This is a genomic window from Streptomyces sp. NBC_01618, assembly GCF_045209435.1.
Taxonomy (GTDB): domain Bacteria; phylum Actinomycetota; class Actinomycetes; order Streptomycetales; family Streptomycetaceae; genus Streptomyces.
Genome location: NZ_CP109297.1, coordinates 7974706 through 7990974, shown reverse-complemented (window position 1 = coordinate 7990974; position 16269 = coordinate 7974706). Strand labels below are relative to the sequence as shown.

13 protein-coding genes and 1 pseudogene are annotated in these 16269 nt (G+C 66.2%); 10 read left to right on the top strand and 4 right to left on the bottom strand.

Going from position 1 to position 16269, the window contains the following annotated elements; genetic code table 11:
• Positions 1 to 485: 485 nt before the first annotated feature.
• From OH735_RS37360 to OH735_RS37325, 8 genes are all read left to right on the top strand, one after another.
• The gene (locus OH735_RS37360) at positions 486 to 1262 is read left to right on the top strand and encodes a FadR/GntR family transcriptional regulator (protein ID WP_406386209.1); all 777 of its coding nucleotides are present in this window, start codon (positions 486 to 488) and stop codon (positions 1260 to 1262) included.
• Positions 1263 to 1294: 32 nt separating this feature from the next.
• On the top strand, positions 1295 to 2338 hold the full coding sequence (locus tag OH735_RS37355; protein WP_406386208.1) for an enolase C-terminal domain-like protein: 1044 nt from the start codon (positions 1295 to 1297) through the stop codon (positions 2336 to 2338).
• A 247-nt stretch (positions 2339 to 2585) separates the two neighbouring features.
• Positions 2586 to 2963, top strand: a complete 378-nt coding sequence (locus OH735_RS37350) for an amidohydrolase family protein (protein ID WP_406386206.1) — start codon at positions 2586 to 2588, stop codon at positions 2961 to 2963.
• Between the two features lie 914 nt (positions 2964 to 3877).
• On the top strand, positions 3878 to 4882 hold the full coding sequence (locus OH735_RS37345) for an aldo/keto reductase (protein WP_406386205.1): 1005 nt from the start codon (positions 3878 to 3880) through the stop codon (positions 4880 to 4882).
• Between the two features lie 72 nt (positions 4883 to 4954).
• Positions 4955 to 5284, top strand: coding sequence for a helix-turn-helix domain-containing protein (locus tag OH735_RS37340; RefSeq protein ID WP_406381521.1), 330 nt, complete (start codon positions 4955 to 4957; stop codon positions 5282 to 5284).
• Entirely contained in the window at positions 5254 to 5565 is a 312-nt protein-coding gene (locus OH735_RS37335) for a winged helix-turn-helix domain-containing protein (protein WP_406381519.1), read from the top strand. The genes OH735_RS37340 and OH735_RS37335 overlap by 31 nt, the downstream gene beginning before the upstream one ends.
• Positions 5489 to 6031, top strand: a complete 543-nt coding sequence (locus tag OH735_RS37330; protein ID WP_406381518.1) for a transposase — start codon at positions 5489 to 5491, stop codon at positions 6029 to 6031. Before OH735_RS37335 ends, OH735_RS37330 begins: the two co-directional genes overlap by 77 nt.
• 53 nt (positions 6032 to 6084) lie before the next feature.
• The gene (locus OH735_RS37325) at positions 6085 to 6276 is read left to right on the top strand and encodes an ATP-binding protein (protein ID WP_406386203.1); all 192 of its coding nucleotides are present in this window, start codon (positions 6085 to 6087) and stop codon (positions 6274 to 6276) included.
• Between the two features lie 556 nt (positions 6277 to 6832).
• Here the strand turns inward: OH735_RS37325 and OH735_RS37320 are convergent.
• The gene (locus OH735_RS37320; RefSeq protein ID WP_406386201.1) at positions 6833 to 11074 is read right to left on the bottom strand and encodes an NPCBM/NEW2 domain-containing protein; all 4242 of its coding nucleotides are present in this window, start codon (positions 11072 to 11074) and stop codon (positions 6833 to 6835) included.
• Positions 11075 to 12061: 987 nt separating this feature from the next.
• Positions 12062 to 13721: pseudogene (locus OH735_RS37315) on the bottom strand (ISAzo13 family transposase).
• Positions 13722 to 13988: 267 nt separating this feature from the next.
• Here OH735_RS37315 and OH735_RS37310 point away from each other — a divergent pair.
• Both OH735_RS37310 and OH735_RS37305 read left to right on the top strand, forming a co-directional pair.
• Complete coding sequence (locus OH735_RS37310) at positions 13989 to 14528, top strand: winged helix-turn-helix domain-containing protein (protein ID WP_406386912.1); 540 nt, start codon at positions 13989 to 13991, stop codon at positions 14526 to 14528.
• Complete coding sequence (locus OH735_RS37305) at positions 14444 to 14986, top strand: transposase (RefSeq protein WP_406386910.1); 543 nt, start codon at positions 14444 to 14446, stop codon at positions 14984 to 14986. The genes OH735_RS37310 and OH735_RS37305 overlap by 85 nt, the downstream gene beginning before the upstream one ends.
• On the opposite strand, the gene OH735_RS37300 is transcribed toward OH735_RS37305, so the two are convergent.
• Positions 14983 to 15525 (bottom strand): transposase, encoded by a 543-nt coding sequence (locus OH735_RS37300; RefSeq protein WP_406381518.1) that lies wholly within the window; start codon positions 15523 to 15525, stop codon positions 14983 to 14985. The genes OH735_RS37305 and OH735_RS37300 overlap by 4 nt on opposite strands.
• Positions 15449 to 16060: a winged helix-turn-helix domain-containing protein gene (locus tag OH735_RS37295; RefSeq protein ID WP_406385022.1), complete on the bottom strand. Its 612-nt coding sequence runs from the start codon at positions 16058 to 16060 to the stop codon at positions 15449 to 15451. Before OH735_RS37295 ends, OH735_RS37300 begins: the two co-directional genes overlap by 77 nt.
• Positions 16061 to 16269 lie beyond the last annotated feature (209 nt).

Genomic DNA, 16269 nt, shown 5'->3' with positions numbered 1-16269 from the left:
GCTGGAGGAGGAAGGAGACGATCATCGGCGCAGACGCCGTCAGGGACCCCGCCACGAGCCATTCCTGCCGCAGGCAGCGGTACCGAGGAGCAGTCCGGCGGCCTCCCCGCGAGCGCGGCTCCCCAGGAGGCTCCGCGAGTAGGCATGTACATGTCCATTCTCCCTGCCTCGCGGACGACGACAGATAAATCTGATTCTTCGGTCTTCGCTGCCAGCCGGCCGATACATCTTCCCGCCCATCACAGCGCACCTGCTCAGACTCGCGCCCCGATCGATCATCGACGATCGGGCCACCGTGAGCTGCGCCCGGTCGTCTCAAGGTGGCACGAGTCTGGGTGCGAGGTCCGCTCGCGTCAAGCCCCTACTTGTGATTCACTGAGTACCTGCTACCAAATAGATATGAACCATTCACCGTTGTCGCATGTCCCCATCGGGTACACCTCCGCTACGGGACACGCACACCGCAGCGATTGGAGGGAACCGAGTTGGCCCTGCCTGACCAGTCATCGCCCGCCCCGCAGCAGTCCACCGGGGACGGCGGCTACCGCCCTGGCTACGAGATCGCGGCCGAGCTGATCCTCGAATACATCGTCCGGGAGCAGCTTCCGCCCGGCGCTCGGCTGCCCACCGAGAAGGACCTGGCGGACGAGGTCCGGATGAGCAGAACAGTCGTCCGCGAGGCTGTAAAGATCCTGTCTGCGCTTGGGCGGCTCTCCGTACAGAAGGGGCGGGGTATCTACGTAGCCGAACCCGATGCGCCCCCGTGGCGTGAGCCGTTCTCCCAGTTCCTGCCGGCAGACGTGCACCAGGTGGAAGAGCTCTTCGAGTTCCGCCTCCATGTGGAGACCATCGCCGCGCAGCTTGCGGCGCAGCGGGCGGCTCCCGCGCAGGTCAAGGTCATCCGCGAAGCGGCGAAGCAGTCGGCGCAGGCGGCGGAGCGCTCCGACATCGAGGCATTCACCCAAGCTGACGAGGACTTCCACGGCGGCATCGGGGCCGCTGCGGCCAATAAGTTCTTCGCCTCCACCGTCGAGTCGGTGCGCCAACTCCAGCGACAGGTCAGCGCCATAGGCCTGGCCGGGGTCGCCGGCGGATCGCTGACAGCGGCCGCCGACCAGCATCAGGCCATCGCCGAGGCGATCGCCTCCGGCGACGAAGCGCTGGCCACGACGCTGATGGCCGAGCACATCGATACGACGAAGCGCCAGTTCGAGCAGGAAATCAGGCGCCGCCTGCTCGCCAACGACACGCGCCCCGCCTGAACCAGCCGCCACTCTCGTATGCGAAGGACAGCATGCACATCACCGATGTGACCATCGAACTCGTCGACCTCCCCGCGCAGCCGCAGTTCCGCTGGCGCGCCGGACTGCCCGGATCCGAGGAATCGGTGGTCGGCGGCATCCTGCGGATCCACACCGACGAGGGATTGACCGGGGAGGCGCACACCCGGCGCGGGCTCATCGTGGCTGACCTGGTGGAGCGCCGGATCCGGCAGGACCTGATCGGCCGCGACCCGCTGCTGCGGGAGCTCCTCTGGCACCGGCTCTGGGAGCTCGATCGGATCGAGGAGTTTCCGATCTATGCGCTCGGACTGGTCGACGTCGCGCTGTGGGACCTCGCCGGGAAGGCTGCGGAACTCCCCGTCCACCGGCTGCTCGGCGGATACCGCGAGGCGCTCCCTGCGTACGCCAGCACGGTCACCTTCTCCACCGTCGAGGAGTTCCTCGACGTCGCCGACCAGTGCTTGGAGGCCGGCTATGTCGGCATCAAGCTTCACGCCTGGGGGGATGCCCGCGCCGACGCCGACCTCTGCCAGAAGCTGCGGGCACACGTTGGCGATGCTGTTCCGCTGATGTACGACGGCTCCGCCGGCTTCGACCTCGCGGATGCTGTCTATGTGGGCCGGGCGTTGGCGGAGGCCGACTACACCTGGTACGAGGAGCCGATGCGGGAGTTCAGCGTGACCTCGTACCGCTGGCTCGCTGAACGCGTGACCGTGCCGCTGCTCGTCGGCGAGACCTCCGACGGCGCACATCTGAACATGGCGGACTTCATCTCCGCCGGCGCGGCCGGCTATGTGCGGACCAGCGCGCAGTACAAGGGCGGCATCACCGGCGCCCTGCGGATAGCCCACCTGGCCGACAGCTTCCAGCTGCGCTCCGAGGTGCACGGTCCGGGGCTGGTCAACGCCCATCTGTGCATGGCCATCCCGAACACCTCATACTACGAGTCCCTCGTCTACACCAATCCCGTGGTGCGCGAGCCGGCGGTGGGCCCGGACGGTATGCTGCGCGCGCCCACCCAGCCCGGTATCGGCTACGGCCAGCCCGGTTGGTGACCCCGTGCGCATCGACGCCCACCATCGTAGTCGGCTGGGTCGACCTCACCGCCCCCGACGTCGCAGAGCGCATCGCGCGGCTGCGGCAGCTGCCTGGTGGCACAGCCCTGGTCGGTGTGCGACACGGTGTCCAGGACGAGGCCGACCCCGACTGGCTACTGCGCACCGACGCCCGCCGCGGCATCCTGGCGGTCGGTGCGGCCGGGCTGGCCTACGACCTACTCAACTGGCGGCCGCGGTGCGGACCGTGGCCGCCTTGCCCGAGGTGCGGTTTGTTCTCGACCACGCGGGCAACCCGGAGATCCATCCGGACGCGCATGGCCCCTGGGCTGCGCTCATCTCCGACCTCGCGACCTGCCCGAACGTCGCGGTGAAACTGTCCGGGTTGGTCACCCGGGCCGATCCGTGGAGCGCGGCGGCCCTGCACCCCTATGCCGACACACTCCTCGACCGGCTGGGCCCCAACCGGCTGATGTTCGGATCGGACTGGCCAGTCTGCCTGCTCGCCGCTGACTACGGCGAGGTCGTGGCAGTCGCCGACGAGCTCATCGAGTCATTGAGCCCGCAGGAGCAAGCCGCAGTGTTCGGTGAAACCGCGGCCGAGTGGTACGGGATCCTCGCATGACCCCTCAGCCGCTAACGATGCGACGAACCTCCCGCGGGTCGGTACACATGGGCTGTGGTACACCCCTCGCAAGAGTTTTCACCGCACATTCATCCGATGTCGGAAGGGAACCGCCGCTATGAATCTGCCGTGGGTCGGGCCGGCTGAGCGAGAGGTGCCAGCGCTCATGGCCGACGAGGGCTGACTCTTCGGGCTGTCATGAGGCACGCAGGACATCGACGCCGGATTCCCGGTCGGCGAAGGTGTTGCAGCGGGCGCGCGATGCGCTGCCGACAGGCGCATCGCCAGAGTTGAACGCGTCCGAACTACGGATCGGGGCTCCTGTGACGCGACCTGGCAAGGTAGTGCCCTTCCGGCTGAACCACCCGGAGCGCGCCCAGCCCACATCCTCTGGTACCCGAGCCAGCACCTGATACTGGAGCCCGGCGAAGTGGTCGGAAACCGCAAACCCCCGCCGGTGTGGCACCGGGGCCGCCGACAACCCACATCCACGCCCCGGGTACAGCGCAGAACTCGCCGTCGACACGCTCGGCAGCCAGCTCCAGACGTTCCTCCAAGCCTGAGAGGAACCAGCATGCCCCCAGCAAGAGCACGCATCACCGCCGTTGATACTTACCACGCGCGCTCCCCCACCCCGGGTAAGCGCGGACGCTCAGACGCGGCGCCCCATGATGCCGACTCCCCCGCCGCCTACAGGCCGGCCACTGCGGACGAAGCCGCCGCAGCCGCCGCCTGCCTTGCGAGCCCCTCTCAGGATCGACGACCGGCACGGCGCCGGCGGTCGACAGCGGAACGGCGGGCCCGCGCCTGCTGCTTGCCACAGGCGCGGGCCCAAAAAGCCCCCGGCCGGGTCACGGCACCTCCCCAACCGGCCTGGCCCGGCCAGGCACCACCAGCGAAAGGCAAAACCCACCATGCGCACCACAGCACTCGGGCGCAGCACCACCATGGCCAGCGAGCTCTCCTTCGGCGCCGCCCCGCTCGGCAATCTGTTCCACGCGGTCACCGACGAGGAAGCCGCCGCGGCAGTCGAGGCTGCCTGGGCCAACGGGGTCCGCACCTTCGACACCGCCCCGCACTACGGGCTGGGCCTGTCCGAGCGCCGCCTCGGCCAGGCGCTGCGCACCAAGCCGCGCGGCCAGTACACGCTCTCGACCAAGGTCGGCCGCCTGCTCCGCCCCCGCGATGAGCAAGGAGACGACCTGGCCAACGGCTTTGCCGTCCCCGCCACCCACGAGCGCGTGTGGGATTTCAGCGCCGACGGCGTGCGCGCCAGTCTGGAAGAGAGCCTGACCCGCCTCGGCCTGGACCGGGTCGACATCATCTACCTGCACGACCCACACGATCACGAGCGCGCGGCCTTCGACTCCGCCTACCCCGAGCTGGAGCGGATGCGCGCGGAGGGGCTTGTCGGCGCGATCGGCGTCGGCATGAACCAGACCCGCATGCTGGAGCGGTTCGTCCGCGACACCGACATCGACGTAGTTCTGCTGGCCGGCCGCTACTCCCTGCTCAACCACAGCGGCCTGACCTCTTTGCTCCCCCAGGCCGCCCGACGCGGCGTTTCCGTCGTCATCGGCGGAGTGTTCAACTCCGGTCTGCTCGCCGACCCCAGACCCGGCGCGACCTTCGACTACGCCCCCGCCCCGCAGGACCTCCTGGAACGGGCGCTGGCTGTCAAGGCCCTGTGCGAGACCTTCGACGTCCCGCTTCGGGCCGCAGCACTGCAGTTTCCACTCGGGCACCCAGCCGTCGCGAGCGTGCTCGTCGGCGCACGCAGTGCTGCCGAGGTCGAGGACGCTGCCCGCATGATCCACCGTCCGATCCCCGCGGACATGTGGCTCGGGCTACGCCGCCAGGGCCTGCTTCCGTCGGACGCCCCGCTGCCCACGCTGGACCCGGGAGTGTCCCCTTACTGATTTCGGCGTTTCGGGGTCTGGATTTGTGTCGGGAGGGGTGACGGGGTCCGTCCGGGCTGGTACGCCGGAGGTATGCGGTATCCGGACGGGGGCGGGCTGACCGCCGAGCAGCGCAGGCGCCGGGAAGAGGTACGGATGCGGGCCGTTGACCTCTTCGATGAGGGCGTGGAAGTCCCGTGCATCGCCCGGGAGTTACGGGTGAGTGAGAAGTCGGTCTACCAGTGGCGCCGCACCTGGAGGACGGGCGGACGCGAGGCGCTGCGTTCCAGAGGCCCCTGCGGCTACGACTGTCGGCTCGGCCCACACCTGCAGACCAAGCTCGCGATGTGGCTTGATGAGGGCCGGCCGCGCACGGCTGGGCGGACGACCAGGTGTGGACCGCCGCGCGGGTACGCACGCTGATCGGGCGGAAGTTCCACCTCTCCTACAGCGTCTCCGGGGTCACTCGGCTGCTGCACCGCATGGGCTACAGCGTGCAGATGCCCGCCCGGCCCGCCGCCGAACGCGACGAGGACGCGATCACCGCATGGCGGGAGGCGACCTGGCAGGAGGTAAACCCTCCGGGCGGCGACCGGCGCGTTCATCTGCTTCGAGGACGAAGCGGGCGTGACCGGTCGGCCGCCCAAGGGCCGCACCTGGGGCCGGCGCGGCATCACCCCGAGGGTCAAGGTGCCCGGCCGTAGCCGGGGACGTCTCTCGGTGGCCGGTCTGCTGTGCTACCGGCCGGGCCTGCCCGCCCGTCTGTGCTACCGGCTGCGTCGGCATACCGGCCGCAAGGGCGAGCGTCGCTCGCTGGGCGAGGCGGACTACATACGCCTGTTGGATGGCGCCCACCAACTGCTCAAGGCCCCGCTGATCGTGGTGTGGGACCGGCTGAACACCCACATCTCCAAGACGATGAAGGCACTCGTTGCCGAGCGGGACTGGCTGACGGTGGTCCTGCTGCCCGGGTATGCGCCCGACCTCAACCCGGTCGAGGGCCTGTGGGCGCACATCAAGCGGAGCCTGGCCAACCTGGCCGCCCGCACCCTCAGCGAGCTGGAGACTCTGCTCCGCAGGCGGCTCAAAGCGCTGCAGTACCGGCACGGCATCCTCGGCGGATTCCTCGCCGGGACGGGCCTCGCTCTCGACAGACCGGACAGACCCTAATACGCCGAAGTCAGTAACGGATCTGGCTCACTTTCGGTTTGCGTTGTGAGGCGGTGTTGGTTCGAGCACAGGTGGAAGACCTGCACCAACTCGCTGTCGCAGCAGTGAGCAACAAGTTCTTCGGCCGCTGGGGCGAGGTCTTCGGCGACGACACCGTCGCCGCCGCCATGATCGACCGACACGTCCACCACGCCGATGTGCTCTCCTTGAAGAGGGACGGCGCTGTCACGTTGTTGGGCGTGTGAGTGTCTGACGGTGCGTCGGGGCATGGCTGGCCCTGCGGTCCGGGCCTGTGTTCAGGCCGTGGTGGGCCGGCCAACAGCGCCAGTGATCTGGTCCCCGATGGCGACGCGGATGGTCGTCTCGGCTCGTGCTCCCCACGGACGATCCCCCCTCCACCATGATCAACCCGAGGGTACTCCCACGCCATCCGCCAACGTGACAGTGCCGCTCCCCCACCTCACGGAAGGACAGTGGGAAGCGGTGGTACATGTCATGACCAACCCTCGACACCGCTCCTTCTCCTTCGTTGCCATCCGGCGTGGAACGCCGCGTGTTGCCTTCCCCGGGCGGGGAAGGCAACACGCGGGCGGTGGGTCAGTTGCCGTTGCCGCGCAGATGGCGGGCGTTCCTGTGCACATCATCCTCGGCCTGATAGTCCTTGGGTCTGCCGCGATGTGCCCGACCTGAGGTCTACGTGCGCCGAGGATGATGTGCACAGAGCCCTGGTGGGAACGCGGATCCGACTCACCGCGGCGGCATGTGGCCAACCGCGCGGGTGAGAACAGACCGGCGGGTGGCTCAGTCGCAGACCACCCGGGCGTCGGCCCAGTCGGCGTGGTCGGAGCCGTTGCCGTCACCGCCGTCGGTGACCCGCAGTGTCAGTATCCTTACCCCCGTCACGTCGACGTCGACGGGGCGGGCGTTGTCGGGGCCGCGTACGACGCCGGTATCGGCGAGCTGCTTGCCATCGCCGAGCACCCGGAACGCCACCGATCCGCTCTGGGCCTTCTCGTCATCGATACCAACCTCAGCATGGAAGGTGCGACAAGCACGGCCGAGCCAGAAGGTGATCTCGCTGGTCGCGTGCACCCCGAGGCCCTTGGCGTACGTCTTCCCGTCGAGGGTCAGGGTTGCTCCATCGCCGGCGCCGGCCTCACCGTTGGACTTGTCGCGCTCGACCGGGCCCCACCCGTTGGACGCGCTCAGGAACGGCAGGTCGCTGAGATACGCGCTTCCGCTCGGGGTGGGGGGCGGCAGGAACACCCGGACTGACCGCTCCACACGCACCAGGTGGTCCAACGGATCGTCGGGGAATTGGAAATGGTAGGTGGCTACGATCGGCACGTCGACATGCCCCGGGGCAAACTGCTTCGGTGGCGTGATGGCCCACCGACCCTCGATGGACGAACCGTCCTGCATGGACGGCTTCGACACCGTCGCACCGTCGACCTGCCACCCGGAGGGCGGCATCACACTGAGCTCCACGTCGGTGATCGGCGTGTTCGCGGGCGCCCACCCATTGTCCGACATCGCGAGCGTGCCGCTCACGTCGATGGCGCGGCCCGGTTGCGCATCCGCCTCGGCCGGGGTCACCGTCAGGGACGTCTGCGGCCTCAGGCGGCCTCCGTTGATGGCTACCTCAAGCAGGTCGGTCGTTGACCCGTTGGAGCCGCCGTCGAACACCAGCTTCACGTACTGGGCCTGTGCGCTCAGCGGGTACTGGTTGTAGAACCCGAAATAGGCGCTGCCGGTGGGGCCGTTGACGGTGCCGGCATCATTCCAGGTCACGCCGTCGTCACTGGTTTGGATCTTGATTGTCTTGGGCGTGTTGATGTACCGCTGATCCAGCGTGTTGAAGTTGATGTCGAGGTTCGATATCTCGGACTTCGCTGGAAGCTTGAATTGAATCCAAGCCTTCTCGTTTCCTGGCACCGACCACTTCGACTGATCGTTGTGGTCGGCGTCGATGAGCTTGCCGTCGGTGAGGTTCGACACGGCATCCTGCTGCTGGCTGGCAGTGATTTCGGCGCCCTTCGCAAGGTTCCGGAACTGCAGCAGGTCCAGGAAGACCCTGTTTGTCGTGAAGGTTTTACCGTCCAGTGTCACGTCTGCCCAGACGACTCCCCTCGTGGGCGCCTCGACCTGCGGGGTGATGATCTTGTTCTTCTTGAACGCGAACGTGTCTACTTCCTTGATGGCGACCGGCTTGTACTTGTCACCGCCGGCCAGATCGACGATGCCGCCATGCCACTTGATCTGTGCCGCGTCCAAGCCGATGGGCCCGCCTGCGGCCGACCTGCCTTCTATCTCGTACTTGAGCCCGTCGTTCAGGCCGAACTCACCGTATGCCTCTTTCCCTTCCACCAGCAACGATGCGCTGATCATGTCGGAGACATGGACGAGGCCGTCCTTGACCGTCACTTTCAACGCGCCTTGTTTGGTCACGCCCTCATGAGTGCCTCGTACGGTGATGCTCGTCGTGCCGTCCGACACCGGATGCACGATTCCACTGGGCTCAACCGCCGCTACCTCAGGATTCGCACTGCTGTAGGTCACGTCCGAAAGCTTGGCCTTCAGCGCGGGATACGTCATGTAGCCCTCGGCCTTGACCTTCAATATCTGCGGCGCCAGCTGCTCACCGGTCACGTCGATGTTGGTCAGCTTGTACTTGCGCTCAGGACCGTCGGTCACGATCTTGATGATCGTGTCGATCGGATCTTCCTGCACATCGGCCAGGTTGAGAGTCAGGCTGTCGCCCTCCTGGCTGAACGACGTGACCGGGATGTCGCTGTTCAACCATCTCACCGACGTCACCCGATCCTTGACCGGACGAATGGTCAAGGACTTGTCGGTAATCGCGTCGAAGCCCTTCTTGCCGTCGGGCCCCTTCATGATGTGCAGGTAGATGTTGTTGTCCCTGGCGGTCGCGTATCCCCATTGCGGACCAGTCGTGCTGTTGGGACGAGCGAACTTCTCATAATTTCCTCGTCCATCGTCTTCGTAGCCGTAGCCCGCCAGGAAGTACGGCGTCGTGCCCGTCGTGGACTCGTGCCTCTCCGGCCCATGCACCGGCCCGAACCAGTTGGCGAGGTTTTCTCTTACATCGATGAACTCCTGGACAGCCTTCGGGTACCTCGTGGCGATCTCTTGGGGAGAGTCCCAGTTCGGCCCCCGGCTGTCGATAACCGATTGATCGTTGTTGTCGACATTTCCCCGACCAGCATTACTCAGCATCTCTTTCGAGACCTGCCTGAAGTCGTCGCGCTTACCATAGTACGGCGACATCATGTTCTTAGTGTGGATCATCTTCCACGGTTCCATGGGGGTCCGCTTCAGAAGATGATTTGCCTGCGTACCGGCATAGATACCAGACGCCTCTTCGGTTCTCAGATCCGGATCGCCGTACTCTGCTCCCCACGCGTTTGAGTTCACGATGATGCCATCGCTGTAATCGCGTATTGCGCTATACATCACGTCAAAATTGGCATTGGGCATTGCCTGCGGACCGTCGAAGTACAGGTATTCCGGACCATAACGGTGGATGAGATCCTCCACATTCTGCACCAACACATCAGTGGAGAAATGCTGCAAACCGCCACCCTCGGTTGCGTAATACAAGCCGAATTTCATGCCGTGACGTTTTACTGCTTGTTCGAACTGCTTCAGTCCGTCTACTACTTTGCCGTTTTCATCCTTTGGAACGTATTCTGCCCTGATATGCTTCGGGTCTGCGAACTTGGACGGCCAGTTATAGTTCTGCTGTAGCGCTTCGACTGACACCAGCGAGTGTCCTTGACGCTTCGCTCGCGCTGCCCATCGATCAACGGAGTAGTTCGGATCCACGTAGTAGTTGTACGTTGGGGCGGCATGGGTCAATGCGCCGACCCGGCCTTCTTCGAACCACTTGTTGGGACGTTCCTTCACCCTGATGGTGAAGTCCTTTGAAGCAGTGTTCCCTTCACTGTCAGCCACCTGGACAGTGAAGTGATAGTCGCCTGGTTTGGTGTTGACGCTGATGATGCCCTTGGTGCTGTTCAGATCGACTTTCCCGTCGACCAATCCGTCCGCGATGGATCCGTCAGGGTTCAACTCCAGACCATCAGGCAACTTCCCATCGACGATCTTCCACGTATAGCCCGGCGCGCCACCGGCAGCCATGAACTGGAACGCCGAAGCGGCGACGCCGTACTTGTTGCCGGCCGCCGACTTGTTCCAGACGTACGGCCATTCCTTGTAGCCGATCGGCATGTTGCCCTTCGGGAGCGGAGTGCCGACCGCATCGTCAGCCGAGAGTCCCTGCGACACGATCTGCAGGTTTCCCGACGGCCCTGTCACGGAATTGACCAGGCCATTGATCTTGTTGCCGGCCTGATCCGCCACCCGACCGTAGAACCCGAGGTAGGCTACGTTCTGGTCCTTGGCAATCGGCACACCGTTTGAATTCACGTCCTCCGTGTAGGTGTGCTTGATCTGAATCATCAGCTTGTTCCAGCCTGCCTGTAGCTGGACTGCTTGCTTCGTCAGATCCTTCTGCACCTCCACCGGAGTGCTTGGGCCCGTCAGGCACCTGTCGTTCACATACAGCCGGTAGGAACCGCTCGCCCCGACATTGAAATATGCCTGCTGCTCGACCGGACTGTAGACGTACGTGTGCGCGTACACGTACTTGTTCCTCGTATCGACACCCTTCTTGACGGCGTAGTACCCGTAGAGATCCTGGTAGTCGTCGTAGTTCCGGTTATAGATCCGGTCGTCGAAGTACTCCCACTTTCTGCCTTCGTCGCCGAAGCTCAACGATTCACCGGTCTTCGGGGTTATCTTCGTCTTCCCGTCGACGGGTAGCGTCCCGGCTTCGCATTCATACTGCTTGTCGGCGACCGGCGAATCAAACGGACCCGACACCAGCCACGAGTTGATGAACGGAGCACTTCCCGCCACCTGCTGCGCGTTTGCCTGCTTAGCTGCGGGTACACCAAGCAGGAGTGATGCGACTATCATCACCCCTAGAAGAGATGCGATCTTTTTGTATCGTCTGCTCACTGTCGAGGACCCTTCTTCCATCAGTGACTATTCGATGCACATCGCCATTACGGGATTGACCGTCAGCTCGCGTCGGCGGTCCGCTGTGGTCAGGTGACGGCCGGGAGTGTGGTGAGCCGCTGCCAGCAGGTCGCGAACGCCTTCGCCCAGGACCAGGTGGCCTCGATCCGCAGCAAGCGGCGGGCGGGCAGGTGGTAGAGGCGAAGAAACCACCCTGACCAGGCGTCAACTGCGCGGTCGAAGCCTCCGGCGCTGGTGTAGATGCCGAACTTCGGGCCCTTGGAGTGGACATAGTCGGCCAGCGCGGACTCGGGAGCGGCAGTTGCGGCCGAGGCTGAGGCGCTGGGTCCAGCACCGCACAGCAGTACGGTGAGCAGGGATCCGATGATTCTTAGACTCCCGGCTCGTCGTCGTCCAGGGCGTCGGCCACGCCATCGCCCGCGGTCGGCCGCAGTTGCACACCGCGCTGCTGCAGGCCCCTCCGCTCGGCGAGGCGCTGCCCGCCACGACGTCCCTGACCCGACCACTGCCGCAGGAAACTCCAATTGCTCCAGCGAATGCGGGTTCGCCCCGACCTCGTTGTCCTGGCCGGCAGCGGACGCGGCCAGCCGGCTACGCATGGTTTTTCGCCATCCGTACTCCTTCATGGGCAGGCCACGCGCGTTGGTTTGCGCAAGAAGTTGTTGGAGTGTTGAACACGGTCGAACGCGACCCCTCAGAGAACATCAAGCACCGCAGCGTCTGTCAATAGTCTGGGTAGTTTCTGGAACTATGACTCAAGGAGTTGGCGAGCTTCGCTCGCTCAAATCTGGGTGAAGCTGGATAAATTGGGCATCATTGCTGCGGCTCATTGCCTTCCATTGCTCCACATGTTTGTGGTGCTTCACTAGGTGAAGAGTCCTTCTCGTCGAGATGAGTCAGGCTCTTTGCCCTGCGCCCTTCAGATCCTGACCGGGCCAGGGGCTTGTCGATAAATAACTCCTGGATCTACTGGTCGTGTAGGACGGGCTGAGTGTGGCCGGCGATCGCGGCGAGTTGCTGTGCGGAGGTCACGGTGAGGCCGCCGGTGGGCACCGTGTGGCCGAGTGCGGCAAGGACGGGGGCGGCGTCCCGGAGGGTTGCGCCGATCCTGCTCTTGGACAGGCCGGTCGCTTCGGCGAGCGGTACCTGTGTCATGGACCAGCGCTTGTGTAGGAGGAAGACGACGAGATGGTCGGCGGCGGAGAGCCTCCGGGTGCCGGCGCCGGGTCCGCCGTCGGGGCGTTTCCCGGGGAGCAGGACCGGTGGGTGCTGAGTGCAGTAGTCGCGGTAGCGGGCGACGAGGTCGTCAAAGGCAGGGGGTTCCAGTCCGGTGAGGCTGGGGTGCCGCAGCCAGGTGGGGAGTTTGTCGCCGGCGGCGAAACGTCCGAACTCGGCGGGCCGTACTGGGGGCGGTGGAGCGAGGGGTTCGGGTCGCAGTGTGTAGTTCCAGGTGCTGTGCCAGTCGTGCGGGGTGAGGGGGAGGCGGTCCATGACGTCGTCGGGGATGGTGACGCCGGTGGGGTAGGCGCCGGGGTCGAGTTCGGCGTGGACGGCCAGTCCGGTGCGGGTGCGGGTCGCGCCGATGATGTTGACCACGACTTCATGGCTGGTCAGGGGCCTGCCGCGCCAGTTGATGCTGATCTGCGAGAACAGTCGGTGTTCTATTTTGTTCCATTTTGAAGTGCCCGGAGGGAAATGGCAGACGGTCACCTCCAGCCCGGCCGCGTGAGCGAAGTGGGCAAGTTCCTTCTTCCAGGCGCGGACCCGGTATCCGTTGGAACCGCCGGCGTCGGCTGTGATCAGCAGCCGGGAGGCGCGCGGGTAGCGGTGCCGTCCTTCCCCGTCCCACCAACGGCGCAGGGTGGCCACCGCGAAAGCGGCGGTGTCGCCGTCGCAGCCTACCGACACCCAGCCGGCGTCCGCACCGATATCGCAGATTCCGTACGGAACCGCCTTCTTGGCTCCCTTCTCGGGGAAGTCATGAGCGCGCACGGGGACCGGCCGCCCGGCCCGGTGCCATTCGCGCCCGGCGACCGCATACTCGCCCAGGGTCTCCTTCTTCTTGGTGTCCACGCTGATGACCGGCTGCCCGTCCGCGAGATACGTCTTGACCTGGTCGTTGATGTAGTGGAACTGGGCATCCCGGTCCGGGTGGCGGGGCACCCTCGGTCGTGCGTGAGGTGCCCTGCAGGGAGAACCCCTCGTCCTTCAGCAGCGCGGCCACCGTGTCGTGGCCGACCCGGTGGCCCTGGCGGGACAGCTCCGCGGCCAGAACACGGGTGGACTTCACCGTCCACCGCAGCGGCGACTCCGGGTCTCCCCGCTGGTCCGGCTCGACCAGCGCCAGCAAGGCCGGGACCAGATCCGGGTCAACGTCCCGCAGCCGCTTGCGGCCCGCACCCGCCGCCCGAACCCGGCCATCGGGCTCCTCACCGAGTTCCAGCTCCCGCAGCCCGCGCGACACCGTGGACTCCGCCACCCCCGCGGCACCAGCCACCAGGCGAATCCCGCCGCGCCCCCGCACCCGGGCAGCGGCCCCCAGGGCCAGCCGTCGCTGTCGCTCATCCAGATGCGGCAGCAACAGCCCGAACGCCTCCGCCAGCCCCGCCTCGATCCCCTCCGACACACCCGCATCCTACGGGCCAACAGACCCCAGAAACCTATGAGTTATTCTTCGTCAGCTCCCTGGGGAGAGGCGGGGCTTCGTGAACAACGACCAGATCAGCGTGCGCATGGTGGTGCTGTTGCTGGTGGGCACGTTACTGACTTCGGCTCGTCAGGGTGAATCTTCGCGAAGTCCCTGCAGGGCCTGGGGTGGTGGCTGTAGCCATGGTGTGTGAGGTATGCGGATGGGGGCGGGCTGACCGCTGCGGGACGGCAGCGCCGGGAGTCGGTGCGGATGCAGGCGGCCGAGCTGTTCGAGCAGAAGATCAAGCCGTCGGAGTTAGCACGGCGCCTGCGGGTGAGCCGGAAGTCGGCCTACCAGTGGCACCAGCTGTGGCGCGACGGCGGTGCGCAGGCCCTGGCCTCACGCGGTGCGAGTGGATCGCGGTGCCGTCTGTCCCTGCGCTGTCTGGAGAAGCTGGCCGCCTATCTGGAGCAGGGTCCGGCCGCGCACGGCTGGGTGGAGGACCAGGTGTGGACCGCGGCGAGGGTGGCCACGCTGATCGGCAGGAAATTCCACGTCTCCTACAGCGTCTCCGGGGCCACCCGGTTGATGCACCGGTTCGGCTTCAGCCCGCAGGTGCCCGCGCGGCGGGTGGCCGAACGCGACGAGACGGCCGTCACCGCGTGGAAGGAGGCGACCTGGGCCGAGGTAAAAGAGCCCGGGCGGCCTGCGGAGGCTACATCTGCTTCGAGGACGAAGCGGGCTTCACCCGTCGGCCGCCCAACGGACGCACCTGGGGCCGGCGCGGCCGCACCCCGGTCGTGACAGTCAGCGGGCGACGCTCGGGGCGCCTGTCGGTGGCCGGACTGATCGCGATGCGGCCCGGCTCCCGCACCCGGCTGTGCCACCGCCTGCGCACCCACCGAGCGGGCAAAGGTAAGCGCCGCAGCATGGGCGAGCGCGACTTCATCGCTCTGATCGACGGCGTCCACCAGCTCGTCAAGGCGCCGATCGTACTGGTGTGGGACCGGCTCAACACGCACGTCTCCCACGCCATGCGCAAGTTGATCGCCGAGCGTGAATGGCTGACGGTGTTCCTGCTGCCTGCCTACTCGCCCGACCTCAATCCCGTCGAGAGTGTGTGGGCACACGTCAAACGCAGCCTGGCCAACCTCGCCGTCGTCGCCCTCGACCACCTGGAAACGCTCGTCCGCAACCGGCTCAAACGCCTGCAGTACCGGCCCGACACCCTCGACGGCTTCATACTGACTTCGGCGTATTAGGGTCTGTCCGGTCTGTCGAGAGCGAGGCCCGTCCCGGCGAGGAATCCGCCGAGGATGCCGTGCCGGTACTGCAGCGCTTTGAGCCGCCTGCGGAGCAGAGTCTCCAGCTCGCTGAGGGTGCGGGCGGCCAGGTTGGCCAGGCTCCGCTTGATGTGCGCCCACAGGCCCTCGACCGGGTTGAGGTCGGGCGCATACCCGGGCAGCAGGACCACCGTCAGCCAGTCCCGCTCGGCAACGAGTGCCTTCATCGTCTTGGAGATGTGGGTGTTCAGCCGGTCCCACACCACGATCAGCGGGGCCTTGAGCAGTTGGTGGGCGCCATCCAACAGGCGTATGTAGTCCGCCTCGCCCAGCGAGCGACGCTCGCCCTTGCGGCCGGTATGCCGACGCAGCCGGTAGCACAGACGGGCGGGCAGGCCCGGCCGGTAGCACAGCAGACCGGCCACCGAGAGACGTCCCCGGCTACGGCCGGGCACCTTGACCCTCGGGGTGATGCCGCGCCGGCCCCAGGTGCGGCCCTTGGGCGGCCGACCGGTCACGCCCGCTTCGTCCTCGAAGCAGATGAACGCGCCGGTCGCCGCCCGGAGGGTTTACCTCCTGCCAGGTCGCCTCCCGCCATGCGGTGATCGCGTCCTCGTCGCGTTCGGCGGCGGGCCGGGCGGGCATCTGCACGCTGTAGCCCATGCGGTGCAGCAGCCGAGTGACCCCGGAGACGCTGTAGGAGAGGTGGAACTTCCGCCCGATCAGCGTGCGTACCCGCGCGGCGGTCCACACCTGGTCGTCCGCCCAGCCGTGCGCGGCCGGCCCCTCATCAAGCCACATCGCGAGCTTGGTCTGCAGGTGTGGGCCGAGCCGACAGTCGTAGCCGCAGGGGCCTCTGGAACGCAGCGCCTCGCGTCCGCCCGTCCTCCAGGTGCGGCGCCACTGGTAGACCGACTTCTCACTCACCCGTAACTCCCGGGCGATGCACGGGACTTCCACGCCCTCATCGAAGAGGTCAACGGCCCGCATCCGTACCTCTTCCCGGCGCCTGCGCTGCTCGGCGGTCAGCCCGCCCCCGTCCGGATACCGCATACCTCCGGCGTACCAGCCCGGACGGACCCCGTCACCCCTCCCGACACAAATCCAGACCCCGAAACGCCGAAATCAGTAACTCCGTGCACACCCCTTGCCAGCAGAGATAGTACGTGTTCGGATTATCTCTGTCGGGTGACGCACTCCAGTGCATCACGGCAGTTCAGCGCGTTTCCGTTGGGCCAGGGAGGTCCCGCGCTGCACGTCAG

Coding starts and splice junctions, on each gene's coding strand:
- OH735_RS37340 (WP_406381521.1), top strand. CDS start 4,955: ATGCGGTATCCGGACGGGGGCGGGCTGACCGCCGAGCAGCGCAGGCGC.
- OH735_RS37355 (WP_406386208.1), top strand. CDS start 1,295: ATGCACATCACCGATGTGACCATCGAACTCGTCGACCTCCCCGCGCAG.
- OH735_RS37345 (WP_406386205.1), top strand. CDS start 3,878: ATGCGCACCACAGCACTCGGGCGCAGCACCACCATGGCCAGCGAGCTC.
- OH735_RS37295 (WP_406385022.1), bottom strand. CDS start 16,060: ATGCGGTATCCGGACGGGGGCGGGCTGACCGCCGAGCAGCGCAGGCGC.